General features: G+C 50.0%; 13 protein-coding genes. 6 read left to right on the top strand and 7 right to left on the bottom strand.

What is annotated here, in order from left to right; all coding sequences use genetic code 11:
• The first annotated feature begins 709 nt into the window (after positions 1-709).
• A complete protein-coding gene (locus SQ11_RS08125; protein WP_041513673.1) occupies positions 710-1,087 on the top strand; it encodes a hypothetical protein in 378 nt (125 codons plus the stop codon).
• A gap of 290 nt (positions 1,088-1,377) precedes the next feature.
• Here the strand turns inward: SQ11_RS08125 and SQ11_RS08130 are convergent, their stop codons facing one another.
• Positions 1,378-2,082, bottom strand: a complete 705-nt coding sequence (locus SQ11_RS08130; protein WP_041513674.1) for a glutathione S-transferase family protein — start codon at positions 2,080-2,082, stop codon at positions 1,378-1,380.
• Between the two features lie 203 nt (positions 2,083-2,285).
• On the bottom strand, positions 2,286-4,487 hold the full coding sequence (metG, locus tag SQ11_RS08135; protein ID WP_041513675.1) for a methionine--tRNA ligase: 2,202 nt from the start codon (positions 4,485-4,487) through the stop codon (positions 2,286-2,288).
• 381 nt (positions 4,488-4,868) lie between these two features.
• Here metG and apbC point away from each other — a divergent pair, with 381 nt between their 5' ends.
• From apbC to SQ11_RS08150, 3 genes are all read left to right on the top strand, one after another.
• The gene (gene apbC, locus SQ11_RS08140) at positions 4,869-5,957 is read left to right on the top strand and encodes an iron-sulfur cluster carrier protein ApbC (protein ID WP_041513676.1); all 1,089 of its coding nucleotides are present in this window, start codon (positions 4,869-4,871) and stop codon (positions 5,955-5,957) included.
• Positions 5,958-6,038: 81 nt separating this feature from the next.
• Positions 6,039-6,605, top strand: coding sequence for a dCTP deaminase (gene dcd / locus SQ11_RS08145; RefSeq protein ID WP_041513743.1), 567 nt, complete (start codon positions 6,039-6,041; stop codon positions 6,603-6,605).
• 380 nt (positions 6,606-6,985) lie between these two features.
• On the top strand, positions 6,986-8,161 hold the full coding sequence (locus tag SQ11_RS08150; protein WP_041513677.1) for a type III PLP-dependent enzyme: 1,176 nt from the start codon (positions 6,986-6,988) through the stop codon (positions 8,159-8,161).
• 237 nt (positions 8,162-8,398) lie between these two features.
• Here SQ11_RS08150 and SQ11_RS08155 read toward each other — a convergent pair whose 3' ends face one another.
• Entirely contained in the window at positions 8,399-8,905 is a 507-nt protein-coding gene (locus tag SQ11_RS08155) for a dihydrofolate reductase (protein ID WP_041513678.1), read from the bottom strand.
• Positions 8,902-9,696, bottom strand: a complete 795-nt coding sequence (locus SQ11_RS08160; protein WP_041513679.1) for a thymidylate synthase — start codon at positions 9,694-9,696, stop codon at positions 8,902-8,904. Before SQ11_RS08160 ends, SQ11_RS08155 begins: the two co-directional genes overlap by 4 nt.
• A gap of 108 nt (positions 9,697-9,804) precedes the next feature.
• Between SQ11_RS08160 and SQ11_RS08165 the strand changes: the two genes are divergently transcribed.
• Complete coding sequence (locus SQ11_RS08165) at positions 9,805-11,292, top strand: leucyl aminopeptidase family protein (protein WP_041513680.1); 1,488 nt, start codon at positions 9,805-9,807, stop codon at positions 11,290-11,292.
• Positions 11,293-11,428: 136 nt separating this feature from the next.
• Here the strand turns inward: SQ11_RS08165 and SQ11_RS08170 are convergent, their stop codons facing one another.
• Both SQ11_RS08170 and SQ11_RS17865 read right to left on the bottom strand, forming a co-directional pair.
• Complete coding sequence (locus SQ11_RS08170; RefSeq protein ID WP_041513681.1) at positions 11,429-12,430, bottom strand: zinc-dependent alcohol dehydrogenase family protein; 1,002 nt, start codon at positions 12,428-12,430, stop codon at positions 11,429-11,431.
• A complete protein-coding gene (locus SQ11_RS17865) occupies positions 12,427-12,768 on the bottom strand; it encodes a hypothetical protein (RefSeq protein ID WP_232297942.1) in 342 nt (113 codons plus the stop codon). Before SQ11_RS17865 ends, SQ11_RS08170 begins: the two co-directional genes overlap by 4 nt.
• Here SQ11_RS17865 and aroC point away from each other — a divergent pair.
• Complete coding sequence (gene aroC, locus SQ11_RS08180) at positions 12,712-13,893, top strand: chorismate synthase (protein WP_041513683.1); 1,182 nt, start codon at positions 12,712-12,714, stop codon at positions 13,891-13,893. The genes SQ11_RS17865 and aroC overlap by 57 nt on opposite strands.
• A gap of 466 nt (positions 13,894-14,359) precedes the next feature.
• On the opposite strand, the gene SQ11_RS08190 is transcribed toward aroC, so the two are convergent.
• Positions 14,360-17,281, bottom strand: coding sequence for an EAL domain-containing protein (locus SQ11_RS08190; RefSeq protein WP_041513685.1), 2,922 nt, complete (start codon positions 17,279-17,281; stop codon positions 14,360-14,362).
• Positions 17,282-17,289: the final 8 nt, after the last annotated feature.

Raw genomic sequence — 17,289 nt, forward strand, 5'->3', positions numbered from 1 at the left:
GGACGGATGGTCAGAGTCCTTACTGCCTTGCTGCGGACGGATGTTCAGAGTCCTTGTTGCCTTGTTGCGGACGGATGGTCAGAGTCCCTTTTACTACTGGGGGGCGAATGTTCAGAGCCCCAGATATTAGAAAAGATCTGCTTGGGAAAAGTTTCCACAATCTTAATTCACGTTCTAAAACGAACGTCTCCTGCCTTCAAACACGTCAAATTGTAAACTTGCCTGCAATTCTTGTCTAACCTGCTTAATGCACCTTTAATCCGGAAAGACACTACACATAATATGGTATTACAAATGTAACATAACATAAGTCCAGAAAATGTCAAATTTTTTTTAAATGAAATTTAATAGTCGAGTTACAGTTAGTTTTAATACTTGAATAATAGCTGCCCGAGCATCAATTAAGGTTAACGTTATCGTTATATTGATAGGAACGGGATGATATTGCGGGATTCATTAGCAGGACGCGGAACTGTTCCAGTAAAAAAATATACGGCTAGAATTTTACGGAAAATACTCCGGGTTTCTGGAACAGCCAAATGCTACAAGTCTAGAACACTCCTCATCGTCGGAGAGCCGGTTATCTTTTCATGCGCGGAAGTTCGCGGCGAATAAGAACTTGACATATATTGTTACTCCGTTATATTTTTTCACCGTCATTTAATTGTATTCCCGAATCGTATCTAAAATTCATAAGGTAAAAGAGAAAATGTCATTGATAAAAATAAAAACGTTTTCCGCAGCTTTATTTGTCGCCAGCTGCTTATTGGCTGGGTGCGCTCATGAAGCTCGGCGAAGTCCAGATGTTCTTAAAGCCGAACAAGACACACGAACATCTGGCGAACACGCTGCGTTGGCAAAGCATTTCGAAGAGGCAGCGAAAGAAATGCAGTCCAAAGCGAATGAACAAAAAAAGTTGCTAAAACGTTATGAGGAGAAACACTATCTGTACGATCGACAACCCCACGATCTGGAAGCGCATACCCGGGCTTTGATACTAAAATATGAGCAGGCGGCAAAGGCATGTGCGGAGGAAGCCATCTATCATAGAAAAATGGCATCAGAAGCCGCAGAGCTGAAGAAGTAACACTCTTCCAGGCAAGCTTTCTATAATTGGGGCCTGCAATAATGTCTAATCAGGAGCCATTTACACGCAAAATTGCACCTTTCGCCCCACGAATGTGCCAAGCGGGTTGAGAAATACCTTGAACTGATCTTCTCTTCAAGGGCGTTTCCATGACGACTGACGTACGGCCGGAGTCGGCGCATGGTTGTGCTGGCGAAACAGGTCGATATTCCAATGATGCCTCTCATACTGTTAAGAAATTCCACAGTGTAGGGCGGGTGAGTCAATTGCGCTTCGGTAACGACCCACTCCTATTGTAAATCCGGATAATATTCCGCTTTGATCCGGTTAACATACTTTCTCAGATTGTCTTTCGACAAACTATATTCCTTGAGCGGGGATTCAATCGGGCAGCCAAGGGTATTGATCAGAAAGCCGAAGGCCGTGGCGTCCAGGCTGACCGGCTGATTTCCCAGGAAATACTTTTTGTCCCCCAGGCATGCGGATAATGCGTCAATATCCAGCATGCCAAGCTCAAAAATTTCTTCCGCTGTGTGCCGGCCGGTGCCGTGCCCATAAATCTGTTTATTGATCTTATAGCGGTAGATGATCGCCGCTATATCGCGAATGACCGGCGGCAGAACTCCAAATATGGCTCTTTTATTGATTTGCCAGTTTGCGTCCGTGTATTGCCAACGCGAATACATCGTGGCCCAGAATAGATGTTCTTCAATCAAGCGCTGCATCGCTAGCGCCAGCGCCGACTCTGCAGGATTCAAGTGTTGATCAAGATTCTTATAATGGGTTTTAAGGTGCTGTATGATGAAACGGGAATCCGCCAATTTTAGATCGCCGTCTTCGATATAAGGTAGTTTGCCCTTTGGCGCCAATAATGGCAGCGTCGTCTTGATGGTGTATTCGATGCCTGCCATTCTTAGATATGTTTCTATTTTGCAGCAGAAATGACTTAGATTTGGATTACCCCAGGTACGCTCGAATTGATAAAGTACCAACATAAAGAAACTCCATGATCTCTTTGGACCAAGCGATTGGTTTGTCGCTTGCAATTCAAAAGTGTAGAAGCGTAGCGTAATGTATTGCAAAATGCAAGTTGCTAATACACGACCATGGAGTATGGCGGCAAGCTGCTCAAAGGATATTCTTGCAGTGTCTCCATTCTGGGGGAAATGGGCGGGACGTCAGCGGGTTGGCACAGCTGCTATTTCACACGCATTCCCGGCTGCGCTCCTTCATCGGGAGCAAGCAGATATGGTCCGTCGCTCCCATTTCCCGCTGCCAGCACCATTCCTTCCGACATACCGAATTTCATCTTGCGCGGCGCAAGATTAGCCACCATGATGGTCAGACGACCTTTGAGTTGTGCGGGATCATAGGCAGACTTTATACCGGCAAATACGGTTCGTTGCTCCGCACCGATATCCAAAGTGAGTTTCAACAACTTATCTGCGCCTTCTACCTGTTCGGCATCAATGATTTTTGCCACTCTGAGATCAATCTTGGTGAAGTCATCGATAGCGATGGTTGCCGATGCGGTACCTTTTACATTCGCTGCATCGGGGGAAGATGATGGGGGTGGGGTTGCGGAGTTTTTTTCTTCCATGATTTGCACTTGTTGTTTGGTTTGTGATGGTTGTGTTGTCGGCTGCAAGCTCTCCTTATTGACCTTGATCAATGTCTCGATCTGTTTGGAATCGATACGGGCCATAAGATGTTCATAATTATTGATCTGATGACCATCAGGCAATAATCTGTTTTGTGAATTCGCATCGTTCCAGGTAAAAGGATTTACTCCGAGAAATCGCTCTGCTTCTATGGCAAGTTTTGGCAGCACCGGTTTTAAATAAATGGTCAAAATCCGGAACATATTCAATGCCACACTACATATTTCATGCAATTCGGTGTCGTTCTCACCGCTTCTTGCCAGCTCCCATGGCTTCATCCGGTCCACGTATTGATTGGCCACATCGGCCGCAAGCATTATTTCCCTTATCGCCTTTCCGTATTCCCTGCGGTCATAAAAGTATGCAATCGAGACGTGGCGGCCGAGGAAAGTATCTCCTTCACCCAGTTCGCAGAAAAGAAACTGATTGAACCACTTTCTGCTGGTTTCTGAAATAGTGTGGGTAAGCTTGCCGCCAAATTTTTTAATAATGAAACCGGAGCACCTACTGGCAATATTGATGTATTTTCCTACCAAATCGCTGTTAATGCGTGCAATGAAATCATCGAAATTGAGGTCAATATCTTCCATGCTGTCATTCAGTTTGGCGGCATAGTAATAGCGCAGCCATTCCGGATTCAAGCCCTGTTTCAAATAGCTCTCCGCCGTAATGAATGTCCCACGGGACTTGGACATCTTCTGTCCGTTGACGGTAAGAAATCCATGGGCGTAAATTTGGGTTGGGGTGCGATAACCGGAGAATTTCAGCATTGCGGGCCAAAACAGGGCGTGAAAGTAGAGAATATCCTTCCCGATGAAATGCATCATTTCCGTATTGCCGCCCGGCCGCAGAAACTCGTCGATTTCCGCTTGAGATCGCTGCTTCTGTTCGAAGTAATTCTTGAAACTGCCGAAGTAGCCCACGGGGGCGTCCAGCCAGACATAGAAAAATTTCTTGCCACCTGTTCCGGGAATCGGAAAGCCAAAATAGGGTGCATCGCGGGAAATATCCCAATCAACGAGGCCACCTGAAAGCCACTCGTTCATCTTATTGGCGGCTTCTGGTTGAAGTCGCCGTTTTGCTTCCGGCGTAGTGCCGGATTGGCCTTCAAATGATTCAAAAACCCACTTCTCAAGGAATGCCTTGCAGCGCGGATCGGAAAGCTTGAAGAAGTGATGTTTTGAGGATTTTCGTTCCGGAGTCGCGCCGGAAACGACGGAGTATGGATCAACCAGATTGGTGGATGAATACGTCGCGCCGCAAACTTCGCAGGAGTCGCCATATTGGTCTTTGGCATGGCACTTTGGACATTCGCCTTTGATATAGCGATCAGGCAAGAACATCTGCTTGACAGGGTCATAGAACTGCTCGACCGAGCGTTTCGCGATTAAGCCCTTAGCTTCGAGCTGAGAATAGATGTCTTCGCAAAATTGGCGGTTCTCAGGTGAATCCGTAGTGTAGTAATTGTCGAAGCCGATGTGAAAGCCATTGAAATCAGTTTTATGTTCATGCCATACACGATCTATCAACTGTTTGGGCGTGATACCCTCCTGCTCGGCGCGCAGCATGATCGGGGTGCCATGCGTGTCATCGGCACATACGTAATGCACCTCGTGCCCTTGCATTTTCTGGAAACGCACCCAGATGTCGGTCTGAATGTATTCCACCAGATGTCCGAGATGGATGCTGCCGTTGGCGTAGGGCAGGGCGGAGGTGACGAGAATTTTTCGCTTGTTCATCAATTGCCTATGGAAATTGTCAAACATAATTGTAACAAACTGCAGGCTACGCGGTCTGTAGAACTGCAGGAAGCCAACTCTCGATTCACTGGAGCGTCCAGATTCCTTGCTTTTTCCCGGTAAATTAAGCTGTCGTTTAAAGCCGGATAATCCGTTAGAGCGCAAGGTAATAGAGACCGCCAGCACTCGGGTGGGTTCGCAGAGCCACTTAATGAATTATCTGGACTAAATATGCGGGGATTATGCTGCGTATTCATTTTTCATTGTGTTCCCGTTTTTATTTTTTAGTCAACAGACTCACACCCCCGATATTTGTTAATATTTTAAGTTTGTTGTGATTTATGTGTTCCTTCCACAGGCGCAGGGTAAAGGAGTAGTAAAGTGGCTATCACCGAACAGCAAGTGCAATCCGCTCTCAAGGAAATTACTGATCTGAGCACCGGCAAGGATTATGTGGTTAGCAATGAGGCGCGTAACATCAAAATAGATGGCGATAACATTTCACTTGATATTGTCCTCGGATATCCGGCGAAGAGCGTGATCGAAAGTATCCGCAAGCAGGTGACCGGCAAACTCAAAACCATTCCGGGCAGTGGTAACGTGAGTGTCAATATCACGAGCAAGATTGTTTCTCACAGCGTGCAGCGCGGAGTGAAGCTCATTCCCGGGGTGAAGAATATCATTGCAGTGGCTTCCGGCAAGGGTGGGGTGGGCAAATCCGCCACGGCGGTAAATCTGGCGCTGGCGCTGGCTGCGGAAGGCGCTTCTGTCGGCATTCTGGACGCCGATATTTATGGCCCTTCACAACCCCAGATGCTGGGGATCACCGGTCGCCCCGAATCTCCTGATGGCAAGAGCATCGAATCGATGGAAGCGCACGGCATCCAGGCCATGTCCATTGGTTTCCTGATCGATGTGGAGACACCCATGGTGTGGCGCGGACCGATGGTCACTCAGGCGTTGCAGCAATTATTGAATGATACGCGCTGGAATGACGTGGATTACCTTATTGTGGATATGCCGCCTGGTACCGGTGACATCCAGTTGACGCTTGCCCAGAAAGTGCCGGTTACGGGTGCGGTTATTGTCACCACCCCGCAGGATATCGCATTGCTGGATGCTCGCAAGGGACTCAAAATGTTCCAGAAAGTCGGTATTCCCATAGTCGGCATTGTCGAAAATATGAGTACCCATATTTGTTCTCAGTGTGGTCATGAGGAACATATTTTCGGCGCGGGTGGTGGAGAAAAGATGTGCAAAGATTACGATGTCGAGTTTTTGGGAGCCCTGCCGCTCGATATCAGAATCCGCGAGCACACCGATGCCGGCACTCCCACGGTGGTGGCGGATCCCGATGGACGCATAGCGGAGATCTATCGCGGCATTGCGCGCCGTCTCGCAGTCAAGATCGATGAGTTGTCGCTGGATCACTCCGCATTATTTGCAAACATAGTGATTCAGGATACCTGATGATCCTGTGGTGGACCGGATTTGATGACGTGCCGGTCCACGCCTAACAATTCGCTTATATTCCTGCCCTTAATACTTCAAATGACCATCAAGTCTGACAAATGGATTCGTCGCATGGCGGCGGAGCATCATATGATCGAGCCCTTTGAGCCCAATCAGATCAAGCATGCGAATGGCCATAAGATCGTTTCATATGGGACATCGAGTTATGGTTACGATATTCGCTGCTCGGATGAATTCAAGCTGTTTACCAATATCAACTCCACTATCGTCGATCCCAAGAATTTTGATTCCAATTCATTCGTCGACGTGAAGAATAAGATTTGCATTATCCCGCCCAACTCATTTGCGTTGGCGCGCACCGTCGAATACTTCCGCATTCCGCGCAATGTACTGACCATTTGCCTTGGAAAATCCACCTATGCGCGTTGCGGCATCATTGTTAATGTCACGCCGTTTGAGCCGGAATGGGAAGGCTATGTCACACTGGAATTTTCAAACACTACTCCGCTGCCTGCCAAGATTTACGCGAATGAGGGAGTGGCCCAGGTAATTTTCTTTGAATCCGACGAAGTATGCGAAACCTCTTATAAGGATCGTGGAGGGAAATATCAGGGGCAGCATGGCGTGACCTTGCCAAAAATTTGATTTCGTTTGTGGATCGAGAAAGGCCTCGTCCGGTCAAAAAATGGTTTGGAATGGAGTCATCTTTATATTCAAGATATCTCCAGAAAACCACAAAATTTGGTCGTTATAAAACGTCCGATGCCTACAATATCTTTGTTCAGAGTCAGCAACGGTAATATGATGCAGGACAGATTCTTCCACAGCATTTCGGGCATTCACGATTATTTTTTTTAGATAAGAAAAAAACGCTTGATTCCAGCAAAATGCGGTCTATAATCCGCTTTTTTTCGCCACATAAAGAACAGGAGGTCATCATGAAAAGCAAAGCAAACTATTTTGACACGGCTGATTTGGTAAACATCCATATTCCCGTAACGTAGCGCCTCCCCGAGGAGAATCTCATGCAAATGCGTAATGCCGCTCTACGGCAAAAAGTAGAGTCCGAAGCAGTATTCGACACCCATCCCGAAGTCAGCCTGGATTTTCAATATGTCCAGGAGACCCTGAAAAAGGGCTACAGCAAGCCATTCCTGCTGGTTGACAGCAATATCATCCGTAATAAAGCCCGCCGTTTCAAAGCTGCCATGCCGCGCGTGCAGCCACACTATGCCGTCAAGGCCAATCCGGATCCACGCGTTCTGAGAACCATGATCGAGGAGGGCGTAGGTTTTGAAATCGCCTCTATCGCCGAACTGGATCTGCTGCTCAGCCTGGGTGTGCCCGCTGTCGAGATATATTACAGCAACCCTATGAAATCAAGGGCTTATCTGGAGTATGCGGCGTCCAAAGGCGTTGAATGGTATGTGCTGGACAGTGTCGAAGAGCTGCGTAAAATCGTGAGCGTCAAGCCGGATGCGAAAATGTATTTGCGCATCGATACACCCAACATTGGTAGCGATTGGCCGCTGGCAGGCAAGTTTGGCACGCACGCAGCAGAGATCGAAGGCATTATTAACGAAGCGGCAAAACTTAAGGCCGACCTTGCCGGGGTGACTTTTCATGTAGGCTCTCAGTGCCGCAATCCGCAGAACTGGCGGGTGGGTATCGAGCGAGCCCAGAAAGTTTTTGCCGATATGCACCATGCCGGGTTGACTCCGCGCTTACTCAATATCGGTGGCGGTTATCCCGTACGCCATATCAAGCCCATTCCCTCGATTGAAATAATAGCGGAAGTCGTGAATACGGCCATCGCGGACCTGCCTGAGGGCATTCGTGTCATGGCCGAGCCGGGGCGTTATCTAGTGTCCGACGCCGCGTATTTCGTCTGCCGCGTGGTGGGGACAGCCACCCGCAATGGCAAACGCTGGATGTATTGGGATGCAGGGATGTTTGGTGGCGTGATCGAAGTGACGGAAGGTCTGCGCTATGAAATTCTTTCCGATCGCTCGGGACAAGCTATTCCCTGGTCCGTCGCCGGGCCGACGTGCGATTCGGTGGACATTCTGATGCGCGACGAAATGTTGCCCGAGGATATTCAGGAAGGCGATTTCATCTATATTCCCAACGCCGGCGCCTACACTACGGCCTATGCCAGCAACTTCAACGGTTTTCCGTTACCGGATGTGATGGTGTTGTAGCCAGGATCAAACAGGATTGTGGAAAGACAGACGGCGGGCGCAATGAAGATGTGTCCCGCCGTTTTTGTTTAGGCGTTCATGCCCAAGCGGCAGGTGTATCCTTATCCTGATGCTTCACCCGCCAGCTATTTTCGCCGCTTGCTGAGCGTCCATAGATCAAGCTATGGACTTCTCCCTACCGGGAAAATTTTTTCGCAACCTTCCGCGCCATCATCTCGCGTCCGAATGGATACTGGGTTAATTCCACTTGCGGTCCAGCACGACAAAATGATATTCCAATCCATCATCATCCAAATGATGCTTCTCGCGCGAGGTTTCGCGCCATTCGCCTCGATTGAATTTGGGAAATAGCACGTCACCATCAAAATCTTTCTGAATCTCGGTAATATACAATCGGTCGCAGACCGTCAAACCTTGCTGGAATATTTCTGCCCCGCCGATAATGAAGCTCTCGGCCGTATCAGCGCATTCGTAGCAGGTCCTCAGTGCGGTCGCCAACGAGCCCACTACAATAGCACCCTCGATCTTATAATCGGGCTGCCGTGTAACAATAATGCTGGTGCGGCCCGGTAACGGCCTGCCGATGGATTCGTAGGTTTTCCGGCCCATGATGATGGGATGCCCCATGGTAAGCGCCTTGAAGCGCTTCAGATCAGGGGGCAGCCGCCAAGGCAACGCATTATCCTTGCCGATAACACGATTTTGGGCCATGGCCACCAAAATGGAAAGACGGCGGGGGGTCATACCGCGACAGTCGCTTTGATTGCCGGATAGGGGTCATAACCTTCCAGTGTGAAATCTTCATATTTGAATCCAAAGATACTATCGATCGCCGGATTCAAATTCATCGCCGGCAGTGTCCTCGGTTCCCGGCCTAGCTGTTCCTGAGCCTGTGTCAGGTGATTGAGGTAAAGGTGGGCATCGCCCAAGGTGTGCACGAAATCTCCAGGTTTCAGATTGCATACTTGTGCCACCATCAGCACGAGCAGCGCGTAGGAGGCGATATTGAACGGAACGCCCAGAAAGATATCGGCACTGCGCTGGTATAGCTGGCATGAAAGCTTGCCATCAGCAACGTAGAACTGAAATAGGGCATGGCACGGTGACAATTTCATTTTATTCAACTCACTTACGTTCCAGGATGAGACGACCATGCGGCGTGAGTCGGGAGTATGCCTGATCTGCTCGATTACCTCGCTTATCTGATCGATTCCCTGTCTCTCCACATCCGGCCAGGATCTCCACTGCCGGCCATATATAGGGCCCAGATCGCCATTTTCGTCAGCCCATTCGTCCCAGATGGAAACACCATTCTCCTTGAGGTACCTGATATTGGTGTCGCCTCGCAAAAACCACAGCAATTCATAAATAATGGATTTCAGATGACATTTCTTGGTGGTCACCAGCGGAAATCCTTCAGATAAACTGAAACGCATCTGGTGGCCGAATACCGAAAGCGTGCCGGTGCCCGTACGATCGGATTTCTTGTGCCCGTGCGTGAGCACATGGCGCATTAAGTCGAGATACTGGCGCATAGAGGTCAGATGACGGAAAAATATCCGAGGCTTAGGTGCGGCGGCGGCCGGAACGGATGCATGGTGTATATAATAACAAGCTTATATTTTACAGGATAGGCCACCGATATGCTTGCAACGCTGACACAAAATGCTTCGCCTATAAGTCAACCCATCAAGGCAACACATATCCTGGTAGTGCTGCCAAAGTTGGAAGGGGTTTCGGATAAGTATCTGGATAAATTTGACTTTATGGGCAAGAACGCACTGCAATCACTATTATCGCGACGCAGGATGCGGCTTCGAGAAATGGACGATACACCCGCGGTTGCCAATCTCGACAGCGGAGCTTTATGCGCATGGGTCATGGTGGATTCAGGCAAATCCCTATTCGGGCAACAAACCTCCGTTCGCAAAGGGTTGCAATTGCTATTGGAGGAAAATCCGATTGAAATGCATCTTGCGATTTACGGTAACCCGGACGAAAAGCGTGCATTTGCGGAACTGGCGGTATATGCCGCCTGGATCAATGGCTGTGTGCTGCCATCGCGGAAAACCAGCAGGAAAAAGCCGGGCAGGAAGCCATTGGCAAGAATCGTGCTGCATGGATATAAAGACGCGGACAATTTTGCCTTGACGCAGGCCAAGGCGGAAGGCAACCTGCTCACGCGTGAACTCACGGTGCTGCCACCCAATGAATTGACGCCCGGGCTTTATCGCAGACACATCAAGAAGCTTGCGGCGGACGAAGGTTGGAAGTATCAGGAGTTTGATGTCAAGGCGCTGCGCAAGATGGGTGCGGGTGCATTTGTCGCCGTGGCCCAGGGTAGCGACCCGGAGGATGCCGCCATCGTGCATTTGCAGCGGCGCATCAAGCGTGCGCATAAAACCGTGGCGCTGGTAGGCAAGGGTATCTGCTTCGATACCGGGGGCCACAATTTGAAGCCGCCTCGCTACATGCACGGCATGCATGAGGACATGAATGGATCCGCCGTGGCCCTGGGTATTTTGTTGGCCGCAACGCGCGTCAACCTGCCGGTGAACATCGACTGCTGGCTCGCCATTGCCCAGAACCACATCAGCCCGCGTGCCTACAAGCAGAACGATGTCATAACGGCGCTGGATGGTACCACCATCGAGATTATCCATACCGATGCCGAAGGCCGGATGGTGCTGGCGGACACCTTGTCGCTGGCGGGTAGACACAAGCCTGATGTGATGATTGATTTCGCGACGCTGACCGGCAGCATGCACGTGGCGCTGGGATCGCGTTATAGCGGCATATTCAGTAACCGGGAAGAGCTGGCGCAGAAGGCGCTTGCGGCAGGGAAGGCGAGTGGCGAGAGAACCTGGGCGTTTCCAATGGATGCCGATTATGACGCGGAGCTGGAAAGTAAGATCGCTGATATCAAGCAGTGCACCCTGGAAGGCGAGGCAGACCACATTATTGCCGCACGCTTTCTCAGTCGGTTTGTGGGCGACGTGTCCTGGCTGCATATGGATCTGTCGGCGAGCAGCAACAAGGATGGACTCGGAGCGGTGGGCAGCGACGTTACGGGCTTCGGGGTGGCATGGGGAATCGAGATGTTATCGCGGGTAGCGCGGATAAGTGAATAAAATTCGCGACCATGGTTGAATATATAATCCCGGATCCGGCAGTTGACCGCTCATTTGTCAGTCTGGCAATTTGAGGAGTGATAACTGTGCCACCGGTTCTTAAGGTGAGCCCAATCACCGGATTCAGGATAATAGTTCAGACAATCTGCAACACTATTTTGCCAATGGTATGTCCGGTTTCGATCAATCGGTGCGCCTCGGCGGCTTTTTCCAACGGTAGTGCATGGCTAATGTGGGCTTTGACTAAACCTCGCTCGAGCAGCATGGCGCCATGCTCGAGTATGCGCGTCTGTGCCACACGTGCCCGGTGAATACCGAAATAAAGCGGAGCGGTCATTTGCACATAGCCCACGGTAAGGTTGCGCAGCCGCGCGGTATTGGTGTGCCTGATGTCGCATGTCGTCGAGAGCAGTGTCACTACGCGGCCATATAGCCGGGTTGCGGCGAAAGATTTACAGAAAGTTTCTCCGCCCACCGTATCCATGACAAGTCTTACGCCCTGTCCCTCCGTCCAGTTCAGCGCCGTTTCCACAAAATCCTGTTCGGTATAATTGATTGCCAGTTCCACTCCGAGCGATTGCACAAACTCCGCTTTGCGGGCGGATGATATGGTCGTGGCGACCGGCGCATTCAAGTAGCGGGCAAGCTGAATCGCAATATGACCCACGCCGCCTGCACCCGCGTGAATGAGCGCGGGCCGGCCTTTACTCATGCCACCACGGTTTACCAGCGCCTCCCACGCTGTAATCATTGCAAGCGGTATGGCGGCTGCTTCCAGCATGGAGAGACCCTTTGGTTTCAATGCCAGATATTCTTGCCTTACCACGGTGTATTCAGCATATGTTCCAGGTGATCCACCCAGCCCATTGTTGAAAAAAAATACTTCATCGCCCGGGTGCACGCGCGTGACTGATCCCCCCACCGCTTCCACCACGCCCGCACCATCACAGCCCAGAATTGAAGGCAGTTTGTCGGGATAATACATATTGAGCTTGCGTACCTTGGCATCTATCGGGTTCACACCTGCGGCATGAAGTTTTACCAGTACGCTGGATGGATCGGGGAGGGCAGGGATGGGTACATCGGCGGGTGCCAATACATCCGGTCCACCCGGGATATTCATCAGTACGGCCTTCATGGCTTTCCTTTATTCTTGTCCCATATATAACGGACAAACCGTTGCCAGCGGTTGAGGTTGGTCGTCTGCGCGGATTTTTCCTGTAGTCTTTCTGGTCGGTCGCGGCCCGCGCTCAGTTTCACCTGTTCATGAATCTGGCGCAAGGTCAAACCGCCGGGACCCTTGAGTTGGTCAGGATCAGGTTTTGTCATAATCAATTCATCCGGCACCCGACTGGATGGCAAAATAGAGGGAGGGAAGGATATGTTAAACTTGGGAACTTGATTTGGCGAGAAAATAAAATGTCCGGTAATACCCTTGGCAGGCTTTTTTGCGTTACATCTTTTGGTGAATCTCACGGTCCCGCTATCGGCTGTGTTGTGGATGGTTGTCCGCCAGGGATGGAGTTATCCACTGAAGACATTCAGCGGGACCTGGACAGGCGCAAGCCCGGTACCTCTCGCCATGTGACGCAGCGGCACGAATCCGATACGGTGGAGATCCTCTCCGGCGTATTCGAGGGCAAGACCACCGGCACGCCCATTGCGCTGCTGATCCGCAACGAGGATCAGCGCAGCAAGGATTATGGCAAGATTAAGGATAGCTTCCGGCCTGGGCATGCGGACTATGTATACTGGCAGAAATACGGCATACGCGACTACCGGGGCGGCGGACGTTCTTCCGCACGCGAGACCGCGGTGCGGGTGGCGGCGGCTGCTATCGCCAGAAAGTGGCTGTTCGCAAATTATGGCATAGTAATACGCGGCTTTATGTCGCAGCTGGGACCCGTGGATATCCCGTTTAAGCAATGGGAGATAGTTGACCAGAATCCATTTTTTGCGGCAGATACGGGCATTATCCCCAGACTTGAGGAATTCATGGATAAGCTGCGCAAATCCGGGGAGTCCGTGGGGGCAAAAATCAGTGTCGTGGCGGAAGGGGTGCCGGTAGGCTGGGGTGAGCCGGTGTATGATCGGCTGGATGCGGAAATTGCTTACGCCATGATGAGCATCAACGCCGTGAAAGGTGTGGAAATCGGCGCGGGATTCGCGTCCGTTGCACAAAAAGGTACCGAACACTCTGATGAAATCACCCCCGAAGGATTCTTGAGCAACAACGCGGGGGGCATATTGGGAGGGATTTCCACCGGCCAGGATATTATCGTTAATATCGCCGTCAAGCCCACCTCCAGCATCCGTCTGGGGCGACGCTCGGTTGATAAGTCCGGCAAGCCCGTCATAGTGGAAACGCACGGCAGACATGATCCCTGCGTGGGGATTCGCGCTACGCCCATCGCTGAGGCAATGCTGGCGTTGGTGCTCATGGATCATGCCTTGCGCCATCGTGCGCAAAATGCGGATGTCGTTTGCTCCACGCCAAAAATTCCAGGTAAGGTTGACAAGCAAGAATCCATCTCATCCAGCCTGGCCGCTATCAGGATAGAGACTGGATTAGCCGAAAATCCGGAACCTGATGAAGCATGAATATCAGGAAAACCACCCGCGGCGAATGCAGTTAGAAAATGGTTTGGTCCATAGTGGAAAATAATGATCTTGATATTCCAATGGTGTACTTAAGTCCAATTGTCCATATCTCCAGGATCCGTAAGATACAGATAGTAATTTCCCCATCGTATTTACTAAGGGGAGACCAAAAATCATTCGGAGAGCATGGGAAGATGGAACTCACAAGGATTTTTGCATTGTCTGTAATGATATTGATTGCTTCTTATGCAAATACTTACCTGGGAAAATCTGCCGAGAAGGAATTTCCCTGTGAGTCTGTGGAACAGGCGCCACAAATAAGTCCTGATAAACGATCGGAACGAATAGATCTGATCTATTCTTCTAGATCCCTTGCCTCTTAACCTTGCAGGCTCGCCGAGAAGCTATTAATGTAAGGCGAAATCGGCACCGTCCGAATTATTCCACAATAATATATTCGCCCGCCTCACCCCTGCAGGAAATCTTTGAATAGCGACTCATGCGTCGGCGCTGGCGTTCCTATCCAATAACCTTGCGCATAGTCCACCTGCATTTTTTCAAGCAACGAGAATGTCGCGGCATTCTCTACAAACTCAGCCGTTGTTTGCTTTCCAAATCCTCTGGCCACATCGCATAAAGCCTTTACCAGGATTTGATCGTCAGGGTTATCGGCCAAGTTTCGTATGAACGACCCATCTATCTTTACCACGTCAATCGGGAGTTGGCGTATGTAATAAAAGGAAGAGAATCCAACGCCGAAATCATCCAGTGTAAAACTGCAGCCAAGAGTCTTGATTGTTTCCATGAGTTTTCGCGCCGCCGGCAGATCTTCCAGGGCTGCCGTTTCAGTTATTTCAAACATGAAGGTTGATGGGTCCGCGCCATAGTGAGCGAAGGTCTCGGTCAAGATCGGCAGCAACTCGGGATCGTGAAACGCGTGAGCGGACAAATTTATCGAGAATCGGACTTTGTGTCCGCGTTGTTGGATTTCAGCCGATAGGGCAATAGATTTCCGCAGAACCATATGATCAATGGCATGAATAAGACCCGTTTGTTCCGCCGCGGGTATAAAAAGATGAGGGGCAAGTATTGTTCCGTCATTATCGAGCATGCGCAACAGCACTTCATAATGGTCGATGACTTTGTTTGGAATATGCATGATAGGCTGAAAGTAGAAGAAGAATCTGTCATGCAAGAAGGAGTATTCAATTTTCTCTTTCCAATATACAAGCGTATGCATGCGCTCGCGGGTTTTCTCCTCGTTGGAGAACAAGTGCCAGCCACCCCGCCCCGCCTCTTTTGCCTGATACATGGCAAGGTCTGCTGCCGCTAGCAGGTCATGAACATTGTTCCCATGCTCTGGAAAGAGGGCAATACCGATGCTGGCTGAAGCTTTATGAGTTCGACCGTTCACCGTCAGTTTGCCCTGACTCATGGCTGCCAGGATATTTTTTGCGACTTCTATTGCTCCTTCGGGTGTGGTTTGCGGCAATATCACCGCAAATTCATCCCCGCCCAGCCGTCCGAGTATATCGACGCTGCGGATACCGCTAAGCAACATGCGCGCGACCATTTTCAATAAAGCATCGCCCGCTTGATGTCCGCTGGTGTCGTTGATGTACTTGAACTGATCCAGGTCGAAAAAGAGCAGCGCGCCCGAATAGTTATAACGGGCAGCCAAATTAAGCATTTGTTCCAGTTCTTCTTGAAAGCGGCGCCGGTTGAATAAATCCGTAAGCGGGTCATGATCGGCCAGCCAGGCCAGCCGGCCTTCCGCACGCTTATGTTCCGTCATATCCAGCCCTACCGATAATATCGCCGGATCTTCCGCGGCGTGCCGTGTCAGACGGGAGTGCAGCCAGAGTATGTGGCGTACCGAGTCATCTTTACACAAAATATTGGCTTCGTGGCGCAGCTGGTCTCTTTGTTCAGATCGCACTTCCTCAAGATGGATAGGCAAGTCCTGCAGATCATTTTCAAGAGCAAGGAGTTCGATGAAAGGCTTGCCTCGCAATTCCTGTTCCGTATATTGAATAAGCATTTCGCCGTGGGCATTAAGCGTCATGATTCTACCGTTGGCATTTTGTGTCAATACAATCACCTGTGCGATATCAAGCAGGTTTGTAATGAAATCTCTTTCCTTGCTCAACTCGTCCATTTTCCCCGCCAGTATCCGCGTCCGGTCCGCGACCTGATCTTCCAGTTTTTCGAGCTGATAGGACAGGGCGACCGCTGTTTCATCAAGCATGTCAATTTCATCTGTTAGCCACTGTTTCTGGCCTGCGGAATGAAGTGACGAGCGAAAATTTTCAAAGTTGCTGTGAGCCAGGAGCGGTAAAGCAAAAACAATGTGTTTGAATCGCGACAGCGGTCTTGTAAGGATTGCAAATAACAATATTACGGATAGCAGAAGTCCCACTAAACCTGTTATCACGTTTCGCCATGTCAAACTATTAATGACATCGATGGTCGAAGTGATATCGGTGATAACGATCAACCGTGCTTTATCAGTTGGATTTTCCCTTCCCAGGGGAAGCAGTTTTATTTGCTGATAACGGTTGCCCAAGGAGATCTGTACACCGTTTTCAAGACTATTCAAGTCCGGGTATTGTTCCGCGGCCCTATTGAGAATTGCGAGACTTTTTTCTTTGCTGGTAAGCGCCGCAATCCGGACATTCCAGTTTGAAATTCTCATGCCACGACTTTTAGGTGCGTTGTCACGTTCCTTGATAAACAAGCCAATATCGGCACCGGATATATTTTTGAACCCCAGGACGGCGTCAACCAGAGAAATTCCGACGACCACGACGCCAACACTGATTCCCTCGACCAGCAAGGGGGCCACAACAAACTGCATGCAACTTTCTACACAACTGAGAGGGCTGATGGGTTGTTCCTGCGCATTCACTTCCCGGACCCAATTCAGCATTGCATCGCTTCCGTGCATGGCGGATTCAGGGCTGCCCCAGGTTGCCAGCAATTGATTCGACTTACTGTAGAAATGTACCAGTTCAATGCCTTTGTTGAGTTGAAGGGGTGTCCAGTAAAGATCAAATGTTTTTTCAATACTTTCATGGTTGCCCATGAACAGAGCGGTACTCATTCCCTCCAGAAATGGGATCATTTCGGCCAATTGGTGCAAGTCCTGCGAAATTTCCTTGATCAAGCCTTCAACTTCGCTGGCATAACGCTCGTGCTGTACATCCCTTTCGCGTTCAAAGTTGTCTATCAGGCGTAAGTAGGTGATTGCACTGAACAAAGCTACGATAGCAAACAGTATCAGGCTGCTCAGCAACAAGACTTTCCACTTCAGGCCAAAAAATTTGTGTGGCCTGAATGTTGCGGCACTGTCACGTCGTACCGCGCCTTTGTGGGGATCCCGTTGCATGGATATGA

The sequence above is a fragment of the Nitrosospira sp. NpAV genome (genome assembly GCF_000832065.1).
Classification (GTDB): domain Bacteria; phylum Pseudomonadota; class Gammaproteobacteria; order Burkholderiales; family Nitrosomonadaceae; genus Nitrosospira.

What these genes read in the sequence shown, in the direction of transcription:
- aroC (WP_041513683.1), top strand. Translation starts at nt 12,712, where the DNA reads ATGTCCGGTAATACCCTTGGCAGGCTTTTTTGCGTTACATCTTTTGGT.
- SQ11_RS08190 (WP_041513685.1), bottom strand. Translation starts at nt 17,281, where the DNA reads ATGCAACGGGATCCCCACAAAGGCGCGGTACGACGTGACAGTGCCGCA.
- SQ11_RS08155 (WP_041513678.1), bottom strand. Translation starts at nt 8,905, where the DNA reads ATGACCCCCCGCCGTCTTTCCATTTTGGTGGCCATGGCCCAAAATCGT.
- SQ11_RS08125 (WP_041513673.1), top strand. Translation starts at nt 710, where the DNA reads ATGTCATTGATAAAAATAAAAACGTTTTCCGCAGCTTTATTTGTCGCC.
- metG (WP_041513675.1), bottom strand. Translation starts at nt 4,487, where the DNA reads ATGAACAAGCGAAAAATTCTCGTCACCTCCGCCCTGCCCTACGCCAAC.
- SQ11_RS08160 (WP_041513679.1), bottom strand. Translation starts at nt 9,696, where the DNA reads ATGCGCCAGTATCTCGACTTAATGCGCCATGTGCTCACGCACGGGCAC.
- SQ11_RS08150 (WP_041513677.1), top strand. Translation starts at nt 6,986, where the DNA reads ATGCAAATGCGTAATGCCGCTCTACGGCAAAAAGTAGAGTCCGAAGCA.
- dcd (WP_041513743.1), top strand. Translation starts at nt 6,039, where the DNA reads ATGACCATCAAGTCTGACAAATGGATTCGTCGCATGGCGGCGGAGCAT.
- SQ11_RS08165 (WP_041513680.1), top strand. Translation starts at nt 9,805, where the DNA reads ATGCTTGCAACGCTGACACAAAATGCTTCGCCTATAAGTCAACCCATC.
- SQ11_RS08170 (WP_041513681.1), bottom strand. Translation starts at nt 12,430, where the DNA reads ATGAAGGCCGTACTGATGAATATCCCGGGTGGACCGGATGTATTGGCA.
- SQ11_RS08130 (WP_041513674.1), bottom strand. Translation starts at nt 2,082, where the DNA reads ATGTTGGTACTTTATCAATTCGAGCGTACCTGGGGTAATCCAAATCTA.